Raw genomic sequence first — 23,465 nt, 5'->3', positions numbered from 1 at the left:
GATCAACGAGAAGAGGAACAACATGCGCGGATTGAGCGCATTGCGCGTAGCGGCAGTCGCGGCAGGCATCGCCTTGATGGCCTCGGGCTGCGGAGCAACCGGCGGCACTAAAGCCGGACCCGCCACTACCGGCGGAAACAGCGGCCCCGTCACCGGGCTGCGCATCATGGTGCCCAACACGCCCGGCGGTGGATACGACACCACGGCACGCGCGGCGGCAAAGGTTCTCGAAGACGAGAAGCTCGCCACGAACCCCGAGGTCTTCAACCTCGCCGGCGCCGGCGGGACTGTGGGCCTCGCCCGGGTGGTTAACGAGAAGGGCAACGGCGACCTCACCATGCTGATGGGCCTCGGCGTCGTCGGAGCCAGCTACACCAACAAGTCCGAGTCGAAACTGACCGAGACCACCCCGCTGGCGCGGCTCATCGAAGAGCCTGGCGCCATCATGGTCTCCAAGGATTCCCCGTACAAGACCATCGACGACCTCATGGCCGCCTGGAAGAAGGATCCCTCAAAGGTCAGCGTCGGCGGCGGCTCATCGCCCGGCGGTCCAGACCACCTTCTGCCTATGCAGCTCGCCGGTGCCGTCGGCATCGACGCCACCAAGGTCAACTTCGTCTCCTACGACGGCGGCGGTGACCTTCTTCCCGCGATCCTCGGCAACAAGCTCGGTTTCGCAGCGTCCGGAGCCGGCGAATTCCTTCAGCAGATCAAGTCCGGAGACATCCGGGTCCTGGCCACCAGCGGTGAGAAGCGGCTTGAAGGCGTGGACGCCCCCACGCTCAAAGAGTCAAACATCGACCTGGTCTTCACCAACTGGCGCGGCATCGTGGCTCCTCCGGGCATCAGCGACGCCGACCGCGACACACTGATTGCCACGCTGGAGAAGATGCACGCCTCGGCGTCCTGGAAGGAAGCATTGAAGACCCACGGCTGGTCCGATGCCTTCATCACCGGTGACGAATTCAAGTCCTTCCTCACCGAACAGGACAAGCGAGTCGCCGACGTCCTGACCAAGCTTGGCCTGACGTGACCTCCTTGGCCTCCCGCCTCAAAGGCCGCTCCGAGCTGGGCGTAGCCGCCCTGCTCGGGGCGGCCGGCGCCCTGGTCCTCCTGGACGCAGCGCGCCTGGTCACGCCTTACTCCCAGTCGGACCCGGTTGGCCCCAAGACTGTGCCCATCATCGTGGGCGCACTCCTGCTCGTCTGCTCCGTGTGGCTGGCCGTAAACGTCCTCCGCGGCGGCCACGGCGAGGCCGAAGGCGGCGAAGACATCGACCTGACCCATCCGGCCGACTGGAAGACCATTCTCCCGCTGGCCGGCGCCTTCATCGCCAACATCCTGCTGATCGACTGGGCCGGCTGGGTCATCTCCGGAACGGTGCTCTTTTGGGGCAGCGTCTGGGCACTCGGAAGCCGCCACTACGTCCGTGACGGACTCATTTCCCTGGCCCTGGCTCTCCTGACCTTCTACGGCTTCTACCTCGGCCTGGGCATCCCCCTTCCCGCCGGGCTCCTTGAAGGGATTCTCTAGATGGACATCCTGTCCTCACTCATGGACGGGTTCGCGACGGCGCTGACCCCCATGAACCTCCTGTACGCCCTGATCGGCGTCATCCTGGGCACCGCCGTCGGCGTCCTGCCCGGCATCGGACCGGCCATGACCGTGGCGCTGCTGCTTCCGGTGGCCACGGTCCTCGAACCGACGAGCGCGTTCATCATGTTCGCCGGCATCTACTACGGCGGCATGTACGGCGGGTCCACCACGTCGATCCTGCTCAACACCCCCGGCGAATCGTCGTCCGTGATCACCGCGATCGAGGGCAACAGGATGGCAAAGGCGGGCAGGGCCGCACAGGCACTCGCGACGGCGGCCATCGGTTCGTTCGTGGCCGGCACCATCGGCACCACCCTGCTCGTGGTCTTCACCCCCATCGTGGTTGATTTCGCTGTCAGCCTCGGCTCCCCCAGCTACTTCGCCATCATGATCCTTGCCCTGCTGGCCGTCACCGCCGTCCTGGGTGAGTCCCGGCTCCGCGGCTTCGCTTCCTTGGGCCTCGGCCTGGCCATCGGCCTGGTTGGCATCGACTCCGTTACCGGGCAGCGACGCCTCACGTTCGGCCAGCCCCTGCTGGCTGACGGGCTGGACATCGTGGTCATTGCGGTCGCGATCTTCGCTGTGGGCGAGGCACTGTGGGTCGCCGCCCACCTGCGCCGCACACCGCTGCAGATCATCCCGGTCGGCCGGCCCTGGATGGGCAAGCAGGACTGGAAGCGATCCTGGAAGCCCTGGCTGCGCGGCACCGCATACGGATTCCCCTTCGGCGCCCTGCCCGCAGGTGGCGCCGAAATCCCCACCTTCCTCTCCTACGTGACGGAGAAGCGGCTATCCAAGCATCCCGAGGAGTTCGGCAAGGGTGCCATTGAAGGCGTCGCCGGCCCGGAAGCGGCCAATAACGCCGCGGCGGCCGGCACCCTGACCCCGATGCTCGCGCTTGGTCTGCCCACGAACGCCACCGCGGCCGTCATGCTTGCCGCCTTCGTCCAGTTCGGCATCCAGCCGGGTCCGCTGCTGTTCGAAAATGAGGGCCCCCTGGTGTGGGCACTGATCGCCAGCCTCTTCATCGGCAACACGCTGCTGCTGCTGGTGAACCTTCCGCTGGCACCGCTCTGGGCGAAGCTGCTCCGGCTGCCCCGCCCGTACCTGTACGCGGGCATCCTGTTCTTCGCCACCCTGGGTGCATACTCGGTCAACCTGCAGGCGTTCGATCTGGTGATTTTGCTGGTCCTGGGCGCACTGGGATTCATGATGAGGCGTTTCGGACTCCCCGTGCTGCCGCTCATCCTCGGCGTGATCCTGGGACCGCGTGTTGAAGGCCAACTGCGGAAGACCCTGCAGCTGAGCGCTGGCGACGTCTCGGGCCTCTGGAGCGAGCCGATCGCCATCGTGGTCTACATCATCGTGGCCCTCGTACTGGTCTGGCCGCTGCTGTTCAAGGCATGGCGCCGGGCCCGCCCCACTCGGGTGGCAGCCGCCGGTCCCGTCACCGGCGGCCCGGTTGGAGACCGCTCGACGGCGGACCGCTCAGCGGCAGAGAGCCCGTCCGTGGACAGCCCGACGGCAACCCGCCACAGGCAGGCTGATGTCAGCGACGGCCAGGAGAACGCGGACGCACCCAAGGTCACGCACGTCAACCACGGACAGGAGAAACAGTGAGCATCGTCGTCGGCTACGTTCCCACCGCGGAGGGCGCGGCAGCCCTCGACCGGGCGATCATCGAGGCCCAGCGAAACCAGAGCCGGCTCGTCATCATCAATTCCTCACGGGGCGACGCACTGGTGGACAAAAGGTACGTCCCGGCCGAGGACCTCGCCGCGGTCACCGAGCGGCTGGAAAGGGAGGGCGTGGAACATCTCGTCCTGCAGCCGGTCCGGGGACATGATGCCGCAAACGAGGTGCTGGATGCCGCAGAGAAATACCGCGCCGACCTGATCGTCATCGGCCTCCGGAAGCGCACTCCGGTCGGAAAGCTGATCATGGGCAGCACGGCTCAGCAGATTCTGCTCGAAGCCTCCTGCCCGGTACTCGCGGTCAAAGCCGGCACCTGAGGGCGGTGTGGCGGCATCTCAGACCGAGCCGCGCGCCGCTGACCTGGCAACAGCTCCGGGCAGGCCGGGGTCGGAATCCGTTGGGATCCGAACCCCGGCCTGCCGCATCCGTACTCTGAAAGGACCACCATGACCGCCTCCACCGCTGACGCCCGTGCCCGTTCACGCCGACTGGCCCCCGAACCTGTGGCCAACTGGGCCACGCTCTCCATTGCTGCCGAGGTGGAGATTCACTGCCAAGGACGTCCCATTGCCTCGGGCCGGATTGATATGCGGGCTCCCGACGGGAGCGTCATCTGGCTCATCCAGGACGGCGGCCAGGGACGGGCACTGTTTCTCCAGAGCGACGGAGTGAGCGTCTTCCGACGCCCCCGCAGGCACAGCCCCGGCCCGGGCGCCTCCCGCGGCGCCGGCCAATCCCGCCGGTTCTGACCCTCCCGCAACGGTCCGCTACGTTAAAGCCATGAACCAACGCCGCCTTGCCATTCTCGATGACTACCAAGGAGTGGCCGGTGACTTCGCTCCATGGGGCTCCCTGGAGGAACGCGGCGTCAGCGTCACTGTTTTTCGCCACCCCTACGCCTCAGCGGCCGACGTGGTGGCTGCGCTGAAGGACTTTGACATTGTCATCGCGATGCGGGAACGCACACCGTTTCCGCGCGCAGTGATCGGGCAGCTGCCGCAGCTGAAGCTGCTCATAACCACCGGTGCTGCGAACGCCTCCATCGACCTGCAGGCCGCCGACGACCATGGCGTCACGGTGTGCGGTACGGGCGGTTCACCCACGGCCGCGCCGGAGCTGACTTGGGCACTGCTGCTGGCGTTCGCCCGGAACCTGACCGCGGAGGAGAACTCGCTGCGCTCAGGCATCTGGCAGAAGACGGTCGGCTTTGAGCTCGCCGGCAAGACGCTCGGAATCGTCGGCCTCGGCAAGATCGGCCAGCGCATTGCCGGTTACGGGCGGGCCTTCGGCATGGACGTGCTGGCCTGGAGCCAGAACCTGACCGAGGAGACGGCCGCCGCCGCCGGCACACGCAAGGTCAGCAAGGATCAGCTCTTCAGCGAGTCTGACGTCGTGTCCCTGCACCTGCGCCTGTCGGCACGCTCGGAGGGAACAGTCGGAGCACGCGAGCTGCGGCTCCTTGGCCCCGGCGGCGTCCTGGTCAACACTGCCCGCGGCCCGCTCGTCGATCAGGGTGCGCTCGTCACGGCACTGCACGAAGGCTGGATCCGCGGGGCGGCCCTGGATGTGTTCGACCAGGAGCCGCTGCCGTCCGGACACCCGCTCCTGACCGCACCCCGAACTGTCCTCGCTCCTCATCTGGGCTACGTCACGGCTGAGAGCTACCGGGCCTTTTACGGCGGTGCGTTCGAGGACGTCATTGCGTGGCTTGACGGTTCACCGGTCCGGACGCTGACGCCCTAAGCCGGTGACTGTCTGAGACCAAGGGTTGAATCCTGGCGCAGTCACGCCCCGACGCGCTCAATCGTGACTGTCCCGGCGTCGCCGTCGACCCTGACCCGCTGACCGCTCGCGAGCCGCTGAGTGGCTACGCCCGTGCCGAGAACGGCCGGGATGCCGTATTCCCGAGCAACGATCGAGCTGTGACTTAACGGTCCGCCCACATCGGTGACCACTCCCGAAGCCATGGCGAACAGCGGCGTCCAGGCGGGCGTGGTCATGCGGGCAACCAAGACCTCGCCCGGCCGCATGCTCGCGAAGTCCTCGGGGCCGCCGAGGAGGCGCGCCGGCGCGGTCACCAGCCCGGAACTGGCGCCGACTCCTGAGAAGGTGTCACCGTGCTGGTCTTGGGAGCGGGCCGGCATCATACTTCCGAAGGCCCGCTCGGCCCAGCGGCTCTCGGGCAGGAGTTGCGGCGCGGCGGCCTTCCGCTGGCCGCGCCATGCCATCTTGCGCTGCTCCACGGCGTCAGCCCGTACCGGCCGTTCGGCACCGGTGATGGCTGTGCCTGGGGTGGCAAGGCCGAACCCAATGGCGTTGCGGAGCTCGTCGAGCCGGAGCCAGAAGATGTCGGCGGGTTCGGCGATGATGCCCGACCCGACCAGCCGCCGGCCAAGCTCCAGCAGCATGTGCCGCATCAGCGGCCAGGCCAACCCGATGTCTGCCAGCGCATCCTCACGGACGGGCGCCCCTTTCTGCGCCCAGCGCAGCAGCCGCGTAAACACGGCGCGGCGGGCGGGGCCGAGCCTGGCGCGGATTGCCCGGCTCTGGTCCTCCCGGCGGCTGGCCGAAAGCTTCTGGCGCTCATGCGGGTCGTTGCCCTCCCCTCGCAGGAAGAACTTCAAGGTTTCCAGCAGGGCCGAAGGATCGTCGGCAGGCACCGGGTTGACGAAGTCAAGGTTGTACACGGCATGCCCGAACCGGTCCAGATGCCGCTGGAACCGCGTACGCCACTGCTCCCACTCCCCCGCGTCCACGCCGGCTGGCCTGTCTCCCGTCCGCAGGGACTCGGCAATCGATTCGGCCGGCCCTGAGGTCAGGGCTGCGGCCAACTCCGGACGTCCACGGGTCCACGCCGCGAGGTCATACAGCGACTTCTCAGCGCGAATGGGCTCGCTGTCGTACCCGAGCAGGAACGTCTGCCCGGGCGGGTCGCCGGCACGGCGGACCAGCCGGTCGTAATATGCGCAGAACAGAATCTCGCTCGTTGCCGCGATCGGGATGACGGACTGCACCGCCGTGTAATAGGCGGTTCCGGCGTCCAGCAGCGCGGAGATCCCGCCCAGCAGCTCGGAGGACGGAAGGTCCTTCAGCGGTTTGGCGGCCCAGCGCCGCACCAGCCCGCGGTAGCGGGGGTGGGAATGGTCCCGCCAACCCTTGATGCCCATGTGCGCCTTGCCTCGGGCGAAGGCGCGCACCGCGGTCAAGGACTTGCCCATCACCCGCCACATTCCGCTGGAGCTGTAGTAGTAGTAGGCGTAGCCGTTGATCGTGGGCAGGGAGACGTCCCCTTCCCGCACAACGTCGCGGCCCACGGCCTCGGACAGAAGGGCCCTGATCGACCGCGTCACCGAACCGTCGATGAGGTCGGCGAACAGCGGTGAGAGCGGATCGGGGAGCTGTTCCACAATGCTCGCGCGGAAGTACAGGCCCTTCGGATACGGCAGCGGCCATTCAGTCGGAGTTTCGCCCGAGGGTTCGGGCAACGCGGTGATCGGGCGGGACTGCACAATGAAGAACTCGCCGGCCGACGCCGCCCATTCAATGTCCTGGGGCGCGCCGAAATGCTCGGCAATGGCAGCTCCCTGCCGTGCCAGTGCGGCCGACGCACCGTCATCCAAGACTGGCTGGCGGCGCTGCTGTTCAGGAACCGGTTGCTCCCTGGTGCCCTTTTCCGAGTAGGCGGTCATGACCTCCTTGTCCGCGGTCCGCCTCGACTCCACGCGGCCTGTGCCGGGGTCCACCACGACGTCGTCCGTGGTGACGGCTCCGCTGACCACGGATTCGCCCAGCCCCCAGGCAGCACTGATCACCACCTGGTCGCGGCGGCCGTTGGAGGGGTTGGCGGTAAACATGACCCCGGCGGCGTCGGACTCGACCATTTGCTGGACCACCACTGCCAAGCGCACCGTGGCGGGATCGAGCCCTGTACGGGCGCGGTACGCCATGGCGCGGGCAGTCCACAGCGACGCCCAGCAGTCAATGACGGCCGCCGCTAGGTCCCCGAAGCCCCGGATGTTCAAGTAAGTGTCCTGCTGTCCCGCGAAGCTGGCCGAAGCAAGATCTTCGGCGGTGGCTGAGGACCTGACCGCCACCGGCACATCGGAAGCGCCGCCGTCCACCGGGGCGGCTGCCCTCCGGGACAGCCGGCCGTAGGCCTCGCGCAGCTCTCGTGCGATCTCCTCCGGCATCACGCCGCCGGTGAACAGCACCCGGATCCGCTGCGCGGCGGCATCATAGTCCGCGTCCCCGCCACCGGGGGGAAGGGCGGCAAGTTCGAGGATCCGCGGGGTGAGGCCGTTGGCCTCGACGAAGCCCGCATACGCTGCGGTGGTCAGCACGAAGCCGGGCGGAACGGGGAATCCGGCCTGGGTCAGCTCGCCGAGGTTGGCGCCCTTGCCGCCGGCCATGGCGACGTCGCCGCGACCCACCTCGCCCAAGTCCTGGACATAGCTCATGGCCGGCTCTTTTACTCCCTGCCGTGCGGGCGCCACACCACCACGGCCTGGGACCGCGGCCGGGGGCGCTGGCCGCGTGCCAGGCTGACCACATCGCCGGCGGCCCCGGCGGCAAAAATCCGTGATTCCAGGGCCTGCCGACGTCGGTCCAGTTCCTCGGTCAGTTCGCCCACCCTCCGCTGCAGCGCGGCCACCTGGCTCTCCAGGTCGAGGATGCGCTTGATGCCTTCGAGCGAGACGCCCTCGTGGGACAGGCGCTGCACCTCGCGCAGCATGTTCACATCACGCTGCGAGTACCGGCGCGACTTGCCCGGCGCGCGGCTGGGCGAAACGATGCCCAGCCGGTCGTACTGCCGCAGTGTCTGGGGGTGCATATCGGCCAGCTCCGCTGCCACCGAAATGACGAAGATCGGCTGATCGAAGTTAATATCCACGGCTGACGCCCGTTTCTAGAGCCGGGCCTTGGCGGCCAGGCCCTCGCGGACATTCGCACCGGCGGTGGCGGAGGCAAACGCCTTCACAGCCTCCTCGGCATCCTTGTTCAGGTTCTTCGGAACCGCGACGTCGATCGTCACCAGCAGATCACCGGCACCCTTGGACGTCTTCACGCCCCGGCCCTTGACCCGGAGGGTACGCCCAGAGGGCGTCCCCGCAGGAACACGGACGCGGACATGGTCGCCGTCGATCGTGGGCACTTCGATGTCGGCGCCCAATGCAGCTTCCGGGAAGGTGACCGGCACATGGATGCGGAGGTTGTCGCCGTCGCGCGTGTAAAAGTCGTGGGGTTTGACGTTGACCGTCACCATGAGGTCGCCGTTGCCCGCGGGACCGTACTGGCCCTTGCCGCGGACGCGGACCTTCTGGCCGTCCTTGATGCCGGCCGGAACCCGGACGTCGATGACTTCGCCGTCCGGCTCGCGCAGGCCGATGGTGGTGCCGCGGATGGAACCGGCGAAGGAGATGCTGGTGGTCGCCGTGCGGTCAGCGCCTTTCTGCGGAGCGCGCTGGTAGCCTGCGGGGCCGCCGCCGAAGCCGCCGCCGAACAGGTCGGCAAACTCCGGAGGGATGCCGCCGGCGGTGCTGAAGCCGCCGGAATGACGGCCGCCGCCGCCGGTGAAGAGCCCGCCGAAAAGGTCCTCGAATCCGCCGTTCGCCGTGCTTCCGGCGCCGTGGGGAGCAAAGCGGGCTCCGCCGCCCATGGCCCGAATGGCGTCGTACTGCTGGCGCTCGTCGGGGTCGGACAGCACGGAATACGCCTCGGAGATGTCCTTGAACTTCTTCTCCGAAGCGCTGTTGCCTGAGTTCGTATCCGGGTGGTGCTGCCGCGCGAGCTTCCGGTAGGCCTTCTTGATGTCAGCGTCGGAAGCGTCCTTGGCGATGCCAAGGATCGCGTAAAAGTCCTTGTCCACCCAGTCCTGGCTAGCCAATGGCGTTTCCTTTCAAAGTACAAAAGCGTTAAGGCGAGACTACCGCCGCCGGAGCGGATGAGGGGGCCGGGAGTGGCTAAGGATCTGGCCGAGGGCCCCGACACGAGCTTGCGAGTGTTGGGAAGGCCAATATCCGCTGCCGGAGCTGGGCGGCTAAGGATCGAAGATCCTGAGCCGCCCAGCGTAGGGGCGGGCCCCCTCATTCGCGGAGGCGTACGGTGACTAGGCCGGAACAGCCACGATAACCTGCGCTGCGCGGAGGACTCGCTCGCCGGACTTGTAGCCGGAGCGGAGCACCTGACTGACGGTGTCAACCTCGATGTCCTCGCCGGGCTGCTGGATGAGGGCCTCGTGGATCGTGGGGTCGAACTCCACGCCGGTCTCATCGATCCGGACCAGGCCGTACGTCTTCAGCGCGTTCTCCAGCTTGGCGGCGATTGCAGCGAACGGGCCGTCCACGAGGTCACCATGCTGGCGGGCGGCGTCGACGTCGTCCAGCACCGGAAGCAGCGAGTTCAGGACGCCAATGACGGCCATTTCCCCTGCCACGGCGCGGTCGCGTTCAACACGCTTGCGGTAGTTGACGTACTCCGCCTGAAGGCGAAGCAAGTCGTTCTTCAACTCCGCCGCAGCGGCTGCCTCGGTTCCCTGGGCCACCGATTCCTCGGCCGGCACCTCCACCTGGTTGAGGATTTCCTCCGCCTGGGCGAGGGCGTCGCCGTCGGAATCCACGGAGGCGTCGGCTGCCGGGGCGGCATGCTTCTCGCTTTCGGGGTGGCGGGCCTCCCCGGTCACCGGGTCCACCTTGCGGTGGTCCCGGATGACCGGTTCGTCGCGCTTATTTCCCTGATCGCGGGAAGAGCTCTCCTCTTCGTTACCGTGATGAGGCATAGTTACTTCTTCTCTTCTTCATCAACGATCTCGGCGTCAACGATGTCCTCGTCAGCCTTGCCCCCGGCGCCGCTGGCGGCCCCTTCGGCACCTGCAGCGCCGGTAGCGCCGTCCGGGGAACCGGCCTGGGCGTAGATGGCTTCGCCGAGCTTGGTCTGGGAAGCCTGCAGCTTCTCAAACGCGGTCTTCACGGCTGCGTCATCGGTACCTTCGAGAGCCTTCTTGAGGGCGTCGACGTCGGCCTGGACTTCGGTCTTGACCTCTTCGGGCAGCTTGTCCTTATTGTCCGCGATCAGCTTGTCCACCGAGTAGGCGAGCTGCTCGGCGGTGTTGCGGGTGTCGGTCGCCTCGCGGCGGGCCTTGTCCTCGGCTGCGTGCTCCTCGGCGTCACGGACCATGCGGTCGATGTCTTCCTTGGAGAGCGCGGTGCCGCCAGTGATGGTCATGGACTGTTCCTTGCCGGTGCCCTTGTCCTTCGCAGAGACGTGCACGATGCCGTTGGCGTCGATGTCGAAGGTGACCTCGATCTGCGGGACGCCGCGCGGAGCCGGAGCGATGCCGGTCAGTTCGAACGTGCCCAGCGGCTTGTTGTCGCGGGTAAACTCACGCTCGCCCTGGAAGACCTGGATGGCCACGGACGGCTGGTTGTCGTCAGCCGTGGTGAAGGTCTCGGACCGCTTGGTGGGGATAGCCGTGTTGCGCTCGATCAGGTGCGTCATGACACCGCCCTTGGTCTCGATGCCGAGGGACAGCGGGGTGACGTCGATCAGGAGGACGTCCTTGCGCTCGCCCTTCAGCACGCCTGCCTGCAGCGCGGCGCCAACGGCCACAACCTCATCCGGGTTGACGCCCTTGTTGGGCTCCTTGCCGCCGGCGAGTTCCTTGACCAGTTCGTAAACGGCGGGCATGCGGGTGGAACCGCCCACGAGCACGATGTGGTCGATGTCGGAAAGCTTGATGCCGGTTTCCGTGATGACATCGTGGAACGGCTTCTTGGTGCGGTCCAGCAGGTCCTTGGTGAGGTCCTGGAACTTGGCGCGGGTCAGCTGTTCGTCCAGGTGGACCGGGCCGTCCGGGGTGACGGAGAGGTACTGCAGTGAAATGTTGGTGCTGGTGGAGGAAGAAAGTTCCTTCTTGGCCTGCTCAGCGGCTTCACGCAGGCGCTGCAGGGCAATCTTGTCCTTGGACAGGTCGATGCCCTTGACCTTGAGCTGCTTGAGCAGGTACTCCACAACGCGGTTGTCCCAGTCGTCGCCGCCGAGGCGGTTGTCACCGGCGGTGGCGCGGACCTGGATGGTGGAGAAGTCGTCTTCGTCCTTGCCGACTTCCAGCAGGGAGACGTCGAACGTACCGCCACCGAGGTCGAAGACCAGGATGAGTTCGTCTTCCTTGCCCTTGTCCAGGCCGTAGGCCAGAGCGGCCGCCGTGGGCTCGTTGACGATGCGGAGGACGTTGAGGCCCGCGATTTCGCCGGCTTCCTTGGTGGCCTGGCGCTCGGCGTCGTTGAAGTAGGCCGGGACGGTGATCACCGCGTCGGTGACCTTTTCCCCGAGGTAGGACTCGGCGTCGTTCTTCAGCTTCATGAGGATACGCGCCGAGATTTCCTGCGGGGTGTACTTCTTGTCGTCGATCGCGACGCTCCAGTCGGTGCCCATGTGGCGCTTGACGGAGGCGACGGTGCGCTCGATGTTGTTGACGGCCTGGCGCTTGGCGATCTCGCCGACCAGGACTTCGCCGGACTTAGAGAACGCAACGACGGACGGCGTGGTGCGGCCGCCCTCAGCGTTGGCAATAACGGTGGGCTCGCCACCTTCGAGAACGGAGACGACGGAGTTGGTGGTTCCGAGGTCAATACCTACTGCACGTGACATGTGTTGCTTCCTTCTTTCCTTGGAAACTGTGTGGCCCCGGTCCTGGACATCACCCGGCATCAGGCTGCTGATCGAGGCTGCAACCCGCTGATCGAACGTGTCGAGATCGAGGCTCGCCCACTCCTTGAGCGATCTACACTCAACTTTACTCAACCCGCGGCTTAAGTCAATCCATAGTTGAGTCAGGTACGCTCAAGTTTGAATTTTTGGAGGACAGGACCGCGAACAATGGCCCCCGGTGATCCGCGGAGGTTCGCGGAAGACCGGAGGCCACGACGACGGCGCGAGCACAGTTTCGCTGTTCGTGAACCTGCCGAAGGTTCTTTCACACGCGCCGTCTATCCCGGAGGCTCCTACCCGCCGGAAGAGGTGCCGCCGTCGTCCTTCCTGGGCGCGTTGATCTGGCCGTCCGCCAGTTCGTCCTTGAGGTCATCGGCAGCCTCAGATTCCCGGGCCGTTCCGGTAGCGCCGTAATTGCCCTCGGGATATTCGCCCCCTTCGCCACCGGGACGTTCCTGGCCCGCGGTTCCGGCCTTGCCGTAATCACCCTCGGGATATTCACCCTCCTCGACCTCATCGGATGCAGCCCTGACGGCACCGGCATTGCCGTAGTCACCCTCCGCGTATTCGCCCTCGTCGGCGGCGGCAGCTTCGTCGCCCACCACGCCGGCATCGCCATAGTCGCCTTCCACGTATTGTCCGCTGTCGCCTTCCAGCGCCGGGTTCCTGCTGCTGGTGTGGGCCTTTCCTGCGGCGGTGGACTCGCTGTTTTCGGTCATCGCTTGATCACTCCTTGGGAGGACTGAGCGCGCCCGGCCGGACGCACTGGCAGTCTACTCAGCGGGGGCGGGCGGCAACAGGGTGCCCTGGGATGCGGGCGATGGCGGGGTCAGGAATCCGGCCAGGTACCTGCGGTGCCGGGCCACCCCTTGGCCCGGTCAGTCGAATCCGGCGACGCCCGCCAGGATGTCCACGTGATGCTGGAACAGTTCGTGACGGGCTGAAAAGGTGTCGGCGCCTTACTGTCCGAAGACCTCGAAACTGATGGCTCCGAAGATCGACGTCCATACCAGGGCGCCCCGGGCCAGAAGTTCATCGGGAACAGCCAACCCAAGCCCGTCTCGGATCACAGCCAGGTCGGCCGCCAAGGCGGGAGCAACCGCAGCGGACTCAGGTTCTGTTAACTTCCCGGCCCGATAGGCGGCGTCGAGGATTTCCATCAGGCAGTAGACCACCCGCGTGCCGGGGACGGTGGTCCGCTCTGCCAGCGCTTGATATCCGGGCACCGGGCTCCCAAACAGGAGCGCGTACCGCGACGGCTCACTCAGCGCCCAGTTCCCGACGGCGTGCGCCAGGGCAGTGAAGCGGCCCCGGAAGTCGCCGGCGGGGAGGGATTCAACGGCGGCGTCCACATGATCGCCCAGTTCACCGTAGGCATCGATGAGCAGAAGCGTCAGGAGCTCGTCCCGACTCTCAACATAGCGGTATACGGCGGAGGAAACCACGCCGAGGTCGCGGGCGACGGCACGCAGCGAGAGTGCGGCCGCTCCATGCATGGCAAGATGCTCCCGGCCCAGCTGGATAATCTGCTGTATGGTCCGGGTGCGGGCCCGCTCGCGGGGCGTCTGGGGCTTCTGAGGGTCGGCCATCCTCCAAGATGCTCTACCAGTTTCAGCGGCCGTTCGTGATGGGCTCCGCAGCCAGCGAGGCGGCACTGGCCTTGGGCCCGACGCCGCTGGCCGCCGCGGCCCGGACGACGGTGGAGTGGTGGAGGTCGGAGACGTCCGCAGCAGCCTCCGGATCCTGAGCGCCCCATGCGCCCTTGGGACCGGACCTGTGCTGAGGCCCAGAACGGCACCTACTGCCACCTACTTGGGGGATCGGTGCGTATTCCGTTTTGATTTGAAGAAGGAGGAGTAGCGTTTCCCTATGAGTGCCCAGCAGCCAGACGATGTGTACACGCACGGCCACCACGAATCGGTGGTCCGCGCCCATGCCTCGCGGACGGCGGAAAATTCCGCGGCCTTCGTCATCCCGCATCTCACTCCCGGGGTCAGCGTGCTGGATGTGGGCTGCGGTCCGGGAAGCATCACGTGCGACTTCGCCGTGCTGGTGGCCCCCGGGAGCGTGACCGGGCTGGACCGCTCCCCCGACGTCATCGCGCACGCCCGGGAGCTGGCAGCCGACCGGGGCGTCGGGAACGTCGAGTTCGTGGCAGGCAACATCTACGACCTCGACTTCGAGGACGACACCTTCGACGTCGTTCACGCGCATCAGGTGCTGCAGCATCTGACCGATCCAGTAGAAGCGCTCCGGGAAATGCGGCGGGTGGCCAAGCCGGGCGGCATCGTGGCCGTGCGCGACGCCGATTTCCATGGCATGAGCTGGTACCCGCCCATCCCCGAACTCGATGAGTGGATGGATCTCTACCAGCGGATTGCCCGCCGGAACGGGGCCGAACCCGACGCCGGACGCCGCCTGGTGTCCTGGGCACAGGCCGCCGGATTTACCGATGTGGCCCCCAGCAGCAGTAACTGGCTTTACGCCACCGGCCAACAACGGCGCTGGCAGGCCCGGGTGTGGGGTGAACGGGTGCTGCACTCGGCCTTTGCTGAGCAGGCCCTCGAGTACGGCTTCGCGCAGGAGGCCGACCTCACGCGTATCTCCGCGGGCTGGCACCGCTGGGGCTCCACCGACGACGGCTGGTTCCTCATCCCCAACGGCGAAATCATCGCCCGGGCCTGAGCCTTCGCCGGACCGGGCGGCCCGGCCATCCCGCACCAAGCTCGATTCGCACTAAGCTTGGTTGGTGCAATTCTCCCTGTGGCTGGCCCTTGCTGGTGCCGGCGTCCTCATCAGCTTCACCCCGGGCGCGGGCGCCATCAACACCATGAGCAATTCGCTGACTTCCGGGTTCCGGCGCTCCATCTGGGGAATCCTCGGCCAGCAGGCGGCACTGATCGTCCATGTCGTGATCGTGGCGCTCGGCGTCGGGGTGCTGGTGGCGGGATCGCCCGTGGCTTTCAACGTCATCCGGTACGCCGGCGCCGCCTACCTCGTCTATCTCGGCATCAGGCAGTTCCTGCACAAGCCGGACCTGGACCAGGAGAAGGCAGCGGCGCTCAGGAACGAGCCCGCCTCGTCCATGTTCCGCCGGGGCCTCTGGGTCAACCTGCTCAACCCCAAGGCCATCGTGTTCTTCCTGGCGTTCATGCCGCAGTTCATCCGGCCGGAACAGCCTCTGGTGCCGCAGTACATGGTCCTCACCGGCACCGTGGTGCTGATAGACATCCTGGTCATGTGGTTCTTCTTCGCCGCGGCAGCGAAGTCATTCCAGCGCTTCACGCACAACACGCACGGACAGACCATCCTCAACAGGGTCTTCGGCGTCCTGTTCGTGGCCGTGGGCATCCTGCTGGCACTGATCCACTGACAAAGACCCACTGACCAAAAGGTCCCTGACTGAAGGCCACTGAGCAACCTCTTACGGTTGAGCTACCCCTTCCCGGGACCCCCGCCCCACGCAATCCGACGAAATGTTGCGAACAATAAGACTGCTTACTAGCCAAGCAGTGTTAGCGTCCTCCATGCTTGGCAATATGTCCTCAACGTCGAGCCCCTACCGGATCATCGCGGTCTGCACCGGCAACATTTGCCGGTCCCCGATGGCAGAGCTGATACTGGCGGAAGCCTTCACAGCGGCGGGGCTGGCAGACGCCGTCATCGTCGACTCCGCCGGAACCACCGCCTATGAGGCGGGGCGGCCCATAGACCCCCGGGCGGCGCGGAAACTGACGGCCCACAATCTCCTCTCCGACCGGCACATCGCCCGGGAATGGCGGCCGGAGTGGTATTCGGAACGTCACCTGATCCTGGCCTTGGATGTGGACCACTATGGCTGGCTCCGGGCGTCGGCTCCTGATCATGAGACGAGGGCAAGAATCCGCATGCTGCGCAGTTTTGATCCTGCCCTCGAATCGAAGGACCCCCTGGACCAGGGCATCGAGGATCCCTGGTACGGGGACCACAACGACTTTGAGACTGTGTGGGAGCAAGTCCAGGCGGCTGTTCCGGGCATCGTTCAGTTTGTCCGTGCGGCCATTGCGGATGACGCCCGGCTCAAGCTTCAGGACAGCCAGCAGGTACGCTCTATTTCATGACCCCCGCACCTGTGATCATCGCCATTGACGGGCGGTCGGGCGCAGGCAAAACCACATTGGCCATAGAGCTCGCGGCCCGGCTTCGGAACCACCACAAGGTCGCGCTTTTCCATCTTGAGGATATCTATCCGGGCTGGAACGGGCTCACCGCCGGAGTCGAGCGATATGTCGGCACAGTGCTGGCACCCCTGCGGCGGGGAGAGCCGGCCACGTGGGTCAGCTGGGATTGGGAAAAGCATTACGACGGCGACGTCCGGGTGACGCTTCCCGCCGAGATCGTCATCGTGGAAGGGGTGGGGGCCGCCGCGGCGGCGGCGCGGCCGCTGCTGGACGCCGTCATCTGGGCCGACTCGCCCGAACACGAACGCCGCTCCCGGGCCTTGGCGCGCGACGGCCAGACCTACGAACCTTATTGGGACCAGTGGGCCGCGCAGGAAACGGAGTTCCTCGCCTCCGACAACGTGCTGGAACACGCGGACATCCGGGTCCTGAACCGCGCCGACGACTCCGCGCCGGCTGACGTCCTGCAGGCACTCACCTACCTCCCGGCCCTCGCCACCGTGCTGGTTCCTGAGCTGTCCGCACGCCGCGGCCTCCGGCTCGTGGCCGAGCGGATCGAGGCCCGGCCGGACGCCGCAGCCCTCTTCGGGTCCCTGTACGGGTCGTCCGCGAATGCCGTCTGGCTGGACTCCTCGTTGGTCCCGCCCGCGCCTCAGGGAAGCGTCGCCGGAGCACTCGCCAGAGAGCGCAGCCGCTTCAGCATTCTGGCGGACGACGGCGGCACGTTCGGGCAATTGGTCCGGCACCGCTCGGGGACCAACCGGATCACCGCCGGCTGCGCCACCGTGGAAGTGCCCGGCACCTTCTTTCGCTGGCTGGAGACCGTATGGGGACGGAAGGCCGTCCGCGGCCCCGAAGGCTACCCCTGCGACTTCACCCTGGGCTGGCTTGGCTACCTTGGCTATGAGCTCAAGCGCGAAACCGGCGGTTCGGACGTCTCGGCAGACACCCCGGATGCGGCGCTGATCTTCGCCGGCCGGGCGGTCGTCCTGGATCACGCCGAGGGCACGGCCTGGCTGCTGGCCCTCGACGCCCCCGACGCGCGGGGCTGGCTCGCCAGCGCGCGGGACGCCGTGATGGCAGCGACCGAAATCCGCGGCGGCACCGGCACCGGCCCGCAGGGTGCCCCTGATGCCGAAGCCGGCGGCAGCAGCGCCGTCGGACACGTCCCGGCATTCACCAGCCGCGACTCCGAGGCGAGCTACAAGCGTAAGATCGCCGAAGCCCAGCACGAGATCGCCGAGGGGAACTCGTACGAGGTCTGCCTCACCACCACGCTCACCGCGGAGGTCCCGGCTGGGGCGTTCGCCCCGTGGCCCACGTACCTTGCCCTGCGCAAACGGAATCCGGCGCCGTTCGCGAGCTACCTGCGGTTCGGCGGGCTGACGGTGGCCAGCACGTCGCCGGAGCGCTTTCTGCGGATAGCGTCCGACGGCGCGATGCGCGCCGAGCCGATCAAGGGCACCCGGCGCCGGGCTGCCGATCCGCAGCTGGACGCGGCGCTGCGGCATGATCTGGCAACGTCGCTGAAGGACCGGGCGGAGAACATCATGATCGTCGACCTGCTCCGGAATGATCTCAGCCACTTCGCCGAGCCCGGTTCGGTGATCGTCAGCCGGCTGTGCGAGATCGAAAGCTACGCCACGGTCCACCAGCTCGTGAGCACCATCGACGCCCAGCTCCCGCCAGGGTCGCCCCGGGCCGAAGCCGTGGCCGCCTGCTTTCCTGCCGGCTCCATGACCGGCGCGCCCAAGATCAGCACCATGGCCATCCTGGACCGGCTGGAGGGTGGGCCGCGCGGGGTCTACTCCGGGGCGATCGGGTACCTCTCCCTTAACGGGGCCACGGATCTGGCGGTCGCCATCCGCACCCTCGTGATCCAGGCGCCCGACGAGGTGGCGGGCAACGACGCCGGCGCCGCGGACCCTGCCGGGGATGCCGCGCCGGGAGAGGCCGGCGGTCCGACGGTGAAACTCAGTCTCGGCGTCGGGGGCGCCATCACGGCCGATTCAGCGGCGCAGGAGGAATACGAGGAAATCCGCACCAAGGCGTTCGGGGTACTGTCCACGCTGGGCTCGGAATTCCCTGCGCGAACTGGCAGCTAACCCCCGCAAATCCGCCGTTTGAGGGCATCAGCTGCCAGTTCGCGCTCAGGTGTGGGCGCCGGGTTGGCCTGGGGCTACTGAAGCGTGGCCGTCAGCCTAGCCACGTTGTCCACGTATCTCGCGGCGAGCGGCCGGCGCATCCAGTCCTCGAGTTTGAGTTCGTGGGAGATGTCGCGGTACGTGTCCTCCACCGCGCGCATGCTTTCCACGATCTCCGCGCCGAGCAGCATAACGGAGACCTCCATGTTCAGTGAGAACGAGCGCATGTCCATGTTGCTGGAACCGAGGACTGCCACTTCATCGTCGATCGTGAAGTGCTTGGCATGCAGCACGAACGGCGCCTTGTAGAGGTAGATCCGCACCCCAGCTTCAAGCAGCGCCCGGTAGTAGGACTGCTGCGCATGGTGGACCAGGAACTGGTCGCCCTTTTCGGAAACGAAGAGCTCGACATCGACGCCCCGCTGCGCCGCGGTGGTGATCGCATACAGCAGGGAATCGTCCGGCACGAAGTACGGGCTGCAGATCGAGATCCGGTGCTGGGCGGAGTAGATGAGCGTGTTGAACAGCCGGAGGTTGTTTTCGGTGCTGAACCCGGGCCCGCTGGGAACCACCTGGGCGGTGACGTTGCCGGGCGAGGTGTCGGCCGGAAGCTCCATCTGGGCCTGCAGCTGGGCTTCCAGGGATTCGTCCGTCTCGCTGAGCCAGTCGGTGGCGAAGACCACGTTGAGTGTGGGGACGATGGGGCCGCGCAGCCGGGCCATCAGCTCCACCCATTCACGCCCCACCCGGCGGTGCTTGGGGTTGTTGTAGGACGGCTCGATCAGGTTCTGCGACCCCGTGAACGCCACCTCGCCGTCGATCACCATGATCTTGCGGTGGTTACGGAGATCCGGCCGGCGCCACTGGCCATGGATCGGCAGCAACGGGAGCATCCGCCGCCACTGGATCCTGCTGGCCTTGAGGCGTTTCAGGAGCCGGTGGTAACCCTTGATCCGCAGCGTGCCGATATGGTCGAACAGCACGCGGACTTCCACGCCGCGGTTGGCGGCCTCTTCCAGGGCCGTGAACAGCTCATCGGTCACGTGGTCCGTGCTCATGATGTAAAACTCGGCGTTGATGAACCTTTTGGCTTTCCTGACGTCCTCGGTCATGGCACGGATGGAGTCCGGGTATCCGGGGATGAGCTCCACGGAATTGCCGTCCACCATGGGAATCGAGCCGAGGCGGCGGTTAAGTTCGGCAGCGGACGTGACCCATTCAGGCCCGCGGTATTCGCTGCCGACGCCGGTCAATACCGAGGTGCGAGCCCTCACCCTTTCGCTGACCTCCTGCTGCTGTTCCCTGCGGCGCCGGGAAAGCCGGAAGTTACCGAAGAGCAGGAACAGGATCAGCCCGACGGACGGTACGAAGAAGATGCCCAGGAGCCAGGCCATCGCAGTGGTGGGCCGGCGGTTGCCGGGAATGATGCCCACGGCGAGCACCCTGATGATGAGGTCCGCGGCGCTGAGCAGCAGGATCAGCCAGGACGGCAAGGGTCCGGCAAGCGGAAATGGCCACAACACAGGTGAAACCCCCCGTACTTCTTTCCCTCGGAGGCATTCCGGAAGGGACGGTCCAGCACAGCCTATCGGGGACGGGTCGCACTAAGCTTGAGGCATGACTTCTCCTGCCTCCGCCACCGTGCTGGTGTTCCTCGACCCGGACTATGAATACGGCCGGATTGCCGACCCCACGCAGCCGCAACTCATGGCCACCGACCAGGGCGCCACCCGCGGCGACGGTGTTTTCGAGTCGATGCTCGCCGTGGCCGGCCGGACCCGTAAGGTCCAGGCGCATCTGGACCGGCTGGAGGGTTCGGCCCGCGCCCTGGACCTGGAAATTCCGGACCAGGAGGCGTGGCGCCGGGCCATCGAAACGGGCGTCGCGGCGTTCCGCTCGGACAACCCGCCGGCGTCCCCCGAAGAGGACGAAGCGGTGGTCAAGCTCCTCGTGACCCGCGGCGTCGAGGGCGCCTCCTCCCCCACCTGCTGGGTCCAGGTCTCGCCCGTCGGGGCGGCGGCCCGGCGGCAGCGCGAAACCGGCATTGACGTCATCCTGCTGGACCGGGGCTATGACAGCGACGCTGCCGAGCGCGCCCCGTGGCTGCTGCTCGGGGCCAAGACGCTCTCCTATGCCGTCAACATGGCCACCCTCCGTCACGCCCATAAACTGGGCGCGGACGACGTCATCTATACATCGTCCGACGGCCGGGTGCTGGAGGGCCCGACGTCGACAGTTCTGCTCGCACAGGTGGAAGAGTCCGACACCGGCCAAACGGTCAAGAGGCTCATTACCCCGCAGCTGGACAGCGGCATCCTCGCCGGCACCTCCCAGGGCGCGCTGTTCGCCGCTGCCAAGGCGGCCGGGTGGGAGCTGGGTTACGGTCCGCTGGAACCGCAGGATCTGTTCGACGCCGACGCCGTGTGGCTGATTTCCAGCATCCGGCTGCTGGCTCCGGTGAACCACATCGACGGGAAAGAGATCGGCACCCCGGCGCTCCGGAAGCAGCTGACGGCCGAGCTCAGCGAGCTGTTCGCCTGGGTCGAGTAAACGTCCGCCGGTCTGTTGGCCCGGCCGTTGCAGTGCCGCGCTCGCGTCAGGCCAACGCATAGCTTCGAGCGCCCGTTCCTTCCCGAGCCAGTTAGAGGTTCGTCTGGCCCAGGAGGAGCTCATGGACCGGATAACCCTGGTTGTCATTGACCATGCTGGTATGCGGCCGCCATCCTTGCTGCCTCGGGTGACGAATAACTGTCATGAGCAAGGCGGAGAAAAAGAACCTGCGGTACTGCGATTACTACTGCTTCATGTCGCTGGCGGACTTCACCACCTGGGTGCAGGACGACAGCGGCAATGAGCCGGACTTGTCATACAAGTGAGTGTCCTCGCCGGCAGATTCGGCCCGAGGAAACGTGGGGCCGTGACTGAGCGGCCGAAGGGAAGCCGGTGTCCCTCTGGGTGGCGACTGCCGGAACCACTGGCTATCCGCAGTTGGATGCCGACGTCGAGGTCGATGTTGTGGTGATCGGCGGCGGCATTGCAGGGCTGACTGCGGCGTTGGCCCTCAAACGCGGCGGTGATAGAGGCAGCGCGCGTCGGCACCGGAGTCACGGGCACACCACCGGCAAGGTCACGTCACTGCACCGGCTTGTGTACTCCGAACTCGCCGAAAGCCACGGAAACGCTACGGCGCGGACATACGGGCAGGCCAATCAGGCCGCGCTCGAGCACATAGCCCGCACAGTGTCAGAGGAACGCATCGATTGCGGCTTCCGGCGAGTGGCCAACTACACCTACGCAGAGTCGCAGGCCGCCCTGGATCGAGTCAGGACCGAAGCGGACCTCGCTGCGAGGCTCGGCCTGCCCTCTTCGTTTACCATCGACGTTCCGTTGCCCTTTCCGGTACGGGGCGCCGTCCGCTTCGACGGCCAGGCGCAGCTCCACGCACTTAAATGCCTCCAAGGCCTGGCCGGCGCCGTGGACGGGGACGGCAGCTTCGTGTTCGAGGAGACCCGTGCCGTGGGCCTCCGGGACAGCGGCGGCCCAGTCATGATGGACACCGAGCGCGGCTCTGTCCGGGCACGGGATGTCATCAAGGAAGCCGCTCCTGCGCAGGCCAGTGCGGGGCCAGAGCCAGGAGGCCCGGGCAGCCTCACGATCCCGGCGCCCGGAGCAGGGACGGTGGTCGCCCTGGACGGCGGGCCGACAGCCGTCTACACCGACCCCAACGGGAATGTTCAGGCCTTCTCGGCCATCTGCACCCACCTCGGCTGCACGGTCGGATTCAATACGGACGACGTGAGCTGGGACTGCCCCTGCCACGGTTCCCGGTTCGCCGCTGACGGCACCGTCATCCAGGGCCCGGCCACGAGGAACCTTGATCGAAGGCCGCTGCCCTGATCATCCGCATAAAGTTGCACCGGAAAGGTGGATTCCGAAAATAACAGACAAGTTGGCCATCGCCGTTGTACTCTTCTTGAACGGCTTGGGCCGCAACATCCTGAGGGGATGCCCGCGGAGCATTGCCGGGTTCCGGGCTCAGCCGGAGCGAGTAGCCACAAAGGAATAGCCGATGTCCAGGGATGAACCCTCCCTTCCAGCATTGACAAACTCACTATCCGAGGGCTTGGGGGCCCAGGCAGCGTTGCCAGGGGACGTGGGTGAAATAAGCGTGCGCTGGCAGGCCCAGGAAATTATCGATGTGCTGCTGGCGGAGTCTGACCCGGAAAGCGAATGGACCAGGGCGCGCCTGCGTGACCTGGTGCTTGCGCATCCCGACGATCCTGAGCGCGCCCTCCTGGAACACCTCACTGTGACCACGGCGCACGCCAATGCGGAGGGTGGAGCTAAGGAGCCCTCGCCCGCCCGCCCCGTGGCCATGCCCGCCCCGGTTCCCTTCACGAGGCGCAGCCGGAACAAGATCGAAGCCGTGCTAGGCGACAAGATGCTGATGACAGCGTTCCAGCCGGTCCGGCAGCTTCCGGAGGGTCATCTGATCGGCGTCGAGGCCCTCACCCGGTTCGTGAGCGACGACGGCGCGAGCGCCGATCACTGGTTCAGCGAAGCAGAATCCGTAGGCCTGGGCGCCGACCTCGAAATCGCCGCCCTGCTCCGGGCGCTCACGGCGGCACAGTCCGTCCCCGAACACCTCTTCATCGCCTTGAACCTCACGCCGGCCACCTGCCTGGATCCCCGGATCCAGGGTCTGCTGGAGCACTCGCAGTTGGCCATGGACCGGATCATCATCGAGCTGACCGGACAGGTCCCCCTTGACCAGTACGATTCGCTGGCGGCGGGCCTGGCTCCGCTGCGCCAGCGCGGACTGCGCCTTGCCGTCGACGGCGGCGGCGCAGGGTTTACATCCATGGACCAGGTCCTCGTTTTGCGCCCTGACGTCATCAAGCTGGACCGCCGGTTCATCGAGGACATCGATACCTCCGAGGGACAGCTTCTCCGCGTCGCCGCCATGGCCGAGCTTGCCCGCTCCATCGACGCGGAACTCGCCGCGGAAGGCGTGGAAACCGACGCGGAACTCGCGGCAGTGACGGCCCTCGGCATGACGGCAGCCCAAGGTTACCTCCTGGGCCGCCCCTCGGTGCATCCGCTGGACTGGAACGCCTGGATCCGGTCCGAAAGTGAGACCGCGGCAAGCGGCCCCGCTTCCTGA

The 23,465-nt window shown here is 66.6% G+C and carries 22 protein-coding genes and 1 pseudogene; 15 read left to right on the top strand and 8 right to left on the bottom strand.

The window, feature by feature from the left end:
• Positions 1-22: 22 nt before the first annotated feature.
• From J7E80_RS11160 to J7E80_RS11135, 6 genes are all read left to right on the top strand, one after another.
• Positions 23-1,033 carry a tripartite tricarboxylate transporter substrate binding protein gene (locus J7E80_RS11160; RefSeq protein ID WP_215051534.1) on the top strand — a complete coding sequence of 337 codons (1,011 nt, stop codon included), beginning with the start codon at positions 23-25 and terminating at the stop codon, positions 1,031-1,033.
• Positions 1,030-1,533: a tripartite tricarboxylate transporter TctB family protein gene (locus J7E80_RS11155; protein ID WP_215051532.1), complete on the top strand. Its 504-nt coding sequence runs from the start codon at positions 1,030-1,032 to the stop codon at positions 1,531-1,533. Before J7E80_RS11160 ends, J7E80_RS11155 begins: the two co-directional genes overlap by 4 nt.
• Positions 1,534-3,216, top strand: coding sequence for a tripartite tricarboxylate transporter permease (locus J7E80_RS11150; RefSeq protein WP_215051531.1), 1,683 nt, complete (start codon positions 1,534-1,536; stop codon positions 3,214-3,216).
• Positions 3,213-3,608 (top strand): universal stress protein, encoded by a 396-nt coding sequence (locus tag J7E80_RS11145; RefSeq protein WP_215051528.1) that lies wholly within the window; start codon positions 3,213-3,215, stop codon positions 3,606-3,608. The genes J7E80_RS11150 and J7E80_RS11145 overlap by 4 nt, the downstream gene beginning before the upstream one ends.
• Positions 3,609-3,737: 129 nt before the next feature.
• A complete protein-coding gene (locus J7E80_RS11140) occupies positions 3,738-4,040 on the top strand; it encodes a hypothetical protein (protein WP_215051526.1) in 303 nt (100 codons plus the stop codon).
• A 31-nt stretch (positions 4,041-4,071) separates the two neighbouring features.
• On the top strand, positions 4,072-5,034 hold the full coding sequence (locus J7E80_RS11135; protein WP_215051524.1) for a D-2-hydroxyacid dehydrogenase family protein: 963 nt from the start codon (positions 4,072-4,074) through the stop codon (positions 5,032-5,034).
• 41 nt (positions 5,035-5,075) lie between these two features.
• Here J7E80_RS11135 and J7E80_RS11130 read toward each other — a convergent pair whose 3' ends face one another.
• The 7 genes and pseudogenes from J7E80_RS11130 to J7E80_RS11100 form a co-directional block, all read right to left on the bottom strand.
• Complete coding sequence (locus J7E80_RS11130) at positions 5,076-7,748, bottom strand: PEP/pyruvate-binding domain-containing protein (RefSeq protein ID WP_215051522.1); 2,673 nt, start codon at positions 7,746-7,748, stop codon at positions 5,076-5,078.
• An 11-nt stretch (positions 7,749-7,759) separates the two neighbouring features.
• Positions 7,760-8,182: a heat shock protein transcriptional repressor HspR gene (locus J7E80_RS11125; RefSeq protein WP_215051520.1), complete on the bottom strand. Its 423-nt coding sequence runs from the start codon at positions 8,180-8,182 to the stop codon at positions 7,760-7,762.
• Between the two features lie 15 nt (positions 8,183-8,197).
• A complete protein-coding gene (locus tag J7E80_RS11120) occupies positions 8,198-9,175 on the bottom strand; it encodes a DnaJ C-terminal domain-containing protein (RefSeq protein ID WP_215051518.1) in 978 nt (325 codons plus the stop codon).
• Positions 9,176-9,397: 222 nt separating this feature from the next.
• Entirely contained in the window at positions 9,398-10,066 is a 669-nt protein-coding gene (locus J7E80_RS11115; protein WP_215051516.1) for a nucleotide exchange factor GrpE, read from the bottom strand.
• 2 nt (positions 10,067-10,068) lie between these two features.
• Positions 10,069-11,937, bottom strand: coding sequence for a molecular chaperone DnaK (dnaK, locus tag J7E80_RS11110; RefSeq protein ID WP_215051513.1), 1,869 nt, complete (start codon positions 11,935-11,937; stop codon positions 10,069-10,071).
• Between the two features lie 353 nt (positions 11,938-12,290).
• The gene (locus J7E80_RS11105) at positions 12,291-12,716 is read right to left on the bottom strand and encodes a hypothetical protein (protein ID WP_215051511.1); all 426 of its coding nucleotides are present in this window, start codon (positions 12,714-12,716) and stop codon (positions 12,291-12,293) included.
• Between the two features lie 159 nt (positions 12,717-12,875).
• Positions 12,876-13,586: pseudogene (locus J7E80_RS11100) on the bottom strand (TetR/AcrR family transcriptional regulator).
• A gap of 8 nt (positions 13,587-13,594) precedes the next feature.
• On the opposite strand from J7E80_RS11100, the gene J7E80_RS11095 reads away from it, so the two are divergent.
• The 5 genes from J7E80_RS11095 to J7E80_RS11075 all read left to right on the top strand — a co-directional run bounded on the left by J7E80_RS11095 (position 13,595) and on the right by J7E80_RS11075 (position 18,262).
• Positions 13,595-13,744: a hypothetical protein gene (locus tag J7E80_RS11095; RefSeq protein WP_215051509.1), complete on the top strand. Its 150-nt coding sequence runs from the start codon at positions 13,595-13,597 to the stop codon at positions 13,742-13,744.
• A gap of 122 nt (positions 13,745-13,866) precedes the next feature.
• Complete coding sequence (locus J7E80_RS11090; RefSeq protein ID WP_215051507.1) at positions 13,867-14,682, top strand: methyltransferase domain-containing protein; 816 nt, start codon at positions 13,867-13,869, stop codon at positions 14,680-14,682.
• Between the two features lie 64 nt (positions 14,683-14,746).
• Positions 14,747-15,370, top strand: coding sequence for a LysE family transporter (locus J7E80_RS11085; RefSeq protein ID WP_215051506.1), 624 nt, complete (start codon positions 14,747-14,749; stop codon positions 15,368-15,370).
• A gap of 166 nt (positions 15,371-15,536) precedes the next feature.
• Positions 15,537-16,097 (top strand): low molecular weight protein-tyrosine-phosphatase, encoded by a 561-nt coding sequence (locus J7E80_RS11080; protein ID WP_215051504.1) that lies wholly within the window; start codon positions 15,537-15,539, stop codon positions 16,095-16,097.
• On the top strand, positions 16,094-18,262 hold the full coding sequence (locus tag J7E80_RS11075) for a chorismate-binding protein (protein ID WP_215051503.1): 2,169 nt from the start codon (positions 16,094-16,096) through the stop codon (positions 18,260-18,262). Before J7E80_RS11080 ends, J7E80_RS11075 begins: the two co-directional genes overlap by 4 nt.
• A 74-nt stretch (positions 18,263-18,336) precedes the next feature.
• Here the strand turns inward: J7E80_RS11075 and cls are convergent, their stop codons facing one another.
• Positions 18,337-19,824 carry a cardiolipin synthase gene (gene cls / locus J7E80_RS11070; RefSeq protein WP_215051501.1) on the bottom strand — a complete coding sequence of 496 codons (1,488 nt, stop codon included), beginning with the start codon at positions 19,822-19,824 and terminating at the stop codon, positions 18,337-18,339.
• A gap of 94 nt (positions 19,825-19,918) precedes the next feature.
• Between cls and J7E80_RS11065 the strand changes: the two genes are divergently transcribed.
• The 4 genes from J7E80_RS11065 to J7E80_RS11055 all read left to right on the top strand — a co-directional run bounded on the left by J7E80_RS11065 (position 19,919) and on the right by J7E80_RS11055 (position 23,465).
• Positions 19,919-20,851 (top strand): aminodeoxychorismate lyase, encoded by a 933-nt coding sequence (locus J7E80_RS11065; RefSeq protein ID WP_215051500.1) that lies wholly within the window; start codon positions 19,919-19,921, stop codon positions 20,849-20,851.
• Between the two features lie 203 nt (positions 20,852-21,054).
• Positions 21,055-21,177, top strand: coding sequence for a hypothetical protein (locus J7E80_RS24280; RefSeq protein WP_285291841.1), 123 nt, complete (start codon positions 21,055-21,057; stop codon positions 21,175-21,177).
• Positions 21,178-21,244: 67 nt separating this feature from the next.
• Positions 21,245-22,198 (top strand): FAD-dependent oxidoreductase, encoded by a 954-nt coding sequence (locus J7E80_RS11060; protein WP_311380807.1) that lies wholly within the window; start codon positions 21,245-21,247, stop codon positions 22,196-22,198.
• Between the two features lie 256 nt (positions 22,199-22,454).
• The gene (locus J7E80_RS11055; protein ID WP_311380806.1) at positions 22,455-23,465 is read left to right on the top strand and encodes an EAL domain-containing protein; all 1,011 of its coding nucleotides are present in this window, start codon (positions 22,455-22,457) and stop codon (positions 23,463-23,465) included.

Source organism: Arthrobacter sp. ISL-28, assembly GCF_018613875.1.
GTDB lineage: Bacteria > Actinomycetota > Actinomycetes > Actinomycetales > Micrococcaceae > Arthrobacter.
Note: the sequence above shows the minus strand (reverse complement) of the source record. Positions and strands in the feature narration are given on the sequence as shown.

Excerpts from the sequence above, each read along its gene's own strand:
- J7E80_RS24280 (WP_285291841.1), top strand. The coding sequence starts at position 21,055 with ATGAGCAAGGCGGAGAAAAAGAACCTGCGGTACTGCGATTACTACTGC.
- J7E80_RS11095 (WP_215051509.1), top strand. The coding sequence starts at position 13,595 with ATGCTCTACCAGTTTCAGCGGCCGTTCGTGATGGGCTCCGCAGCCAGC.
- J7E80_RS11115 (WP_215051516.1), bottom strand. The coding sequence starts at position 10,066 with ATGCCTCATCACGGTAACGAAGAGGAGAGCTCTTCCCGCGATCAGGGA.
- J7E80_RS11150 (WP_215051531.1), top strand. The coding sequence starts at position 1,534 with ATGGACATCCTGTCCTCACTCATGGACGGGTTCGCGACGGCGCTGACC.
- J7E80_RS11080 (WP_215051504.1), top strand. The coding sequence starts at position 15,537 with ATGTCCTCAACGTCGAGCCCCTACCGGATCATCGCGGTCTGCACCGGC.
- J7E80_RS11105 (WP_215051511.1), bottom strand. The coding sequence starts at position 12,716 with ATGACCGAAAACAGCGAGTCCACCGCCGCAGGAAAGGCCCACACCAGC.
- dnaK (WP_215051513.1), bottom strand. The coding sequence starts at position 11,937 with ATGTCACGTGCAGTAGGTATTGACCTCGGAACCACCAACTCCGTCGTC.
- J7E80_RS11160 (WP_215051534.1), top strand. The coding sequence starts at position 23 with ATGCGCGGATTGAGCGCATTGCGCGTAGCGGCAGTCGCGGCAGGCATC.
- J7E80_RS11135 (WP_215051524.1), top strand. The coding sequence starts at position 4,072 with ATGAACCAACGCCGCCTTGCCATTCTCGATGACTACCAAGGAGTGGCC.
- J7E80_RS11140 (WP_215051526.1), top strand. The coding sequence starts at position 3,738 with ATGACCGCCTCCACCGCTGACGCCCGTGCCCGTTCACGCCGACTGGCC.
- J7E80_RS11065 (WP_215051500.1), top strand. The coding sequence starts at position 19,919 with ATGACTTCTCCTGCCTCCGCCACCGTGCTGGTGTTCCTCGACCCGGAC.
- J7E80_RS11075 (WP_215051503.1), top strand. The coding sequence starts at position 16,094 with ATGACCCCCGCACCTGTGATCATCGCCATTGACGGGCGGTCGGGCGCA.
- J7E80_RS11130 (WP_215051522.1), bottom strand. The coding sequence starts at position 7,748 with ATGAGCTATGTCCAGGACTTGGGCGAGGTGGGTCGCGGCGACGTCGCC.
- J7E80_RS11090 (WP_215051507.1), top strand. The coding sequence starts at position 13,867 with ATGAGTGCCCAGCAGCCAGACGATGTGTACACGCACGGCCACCACGAA.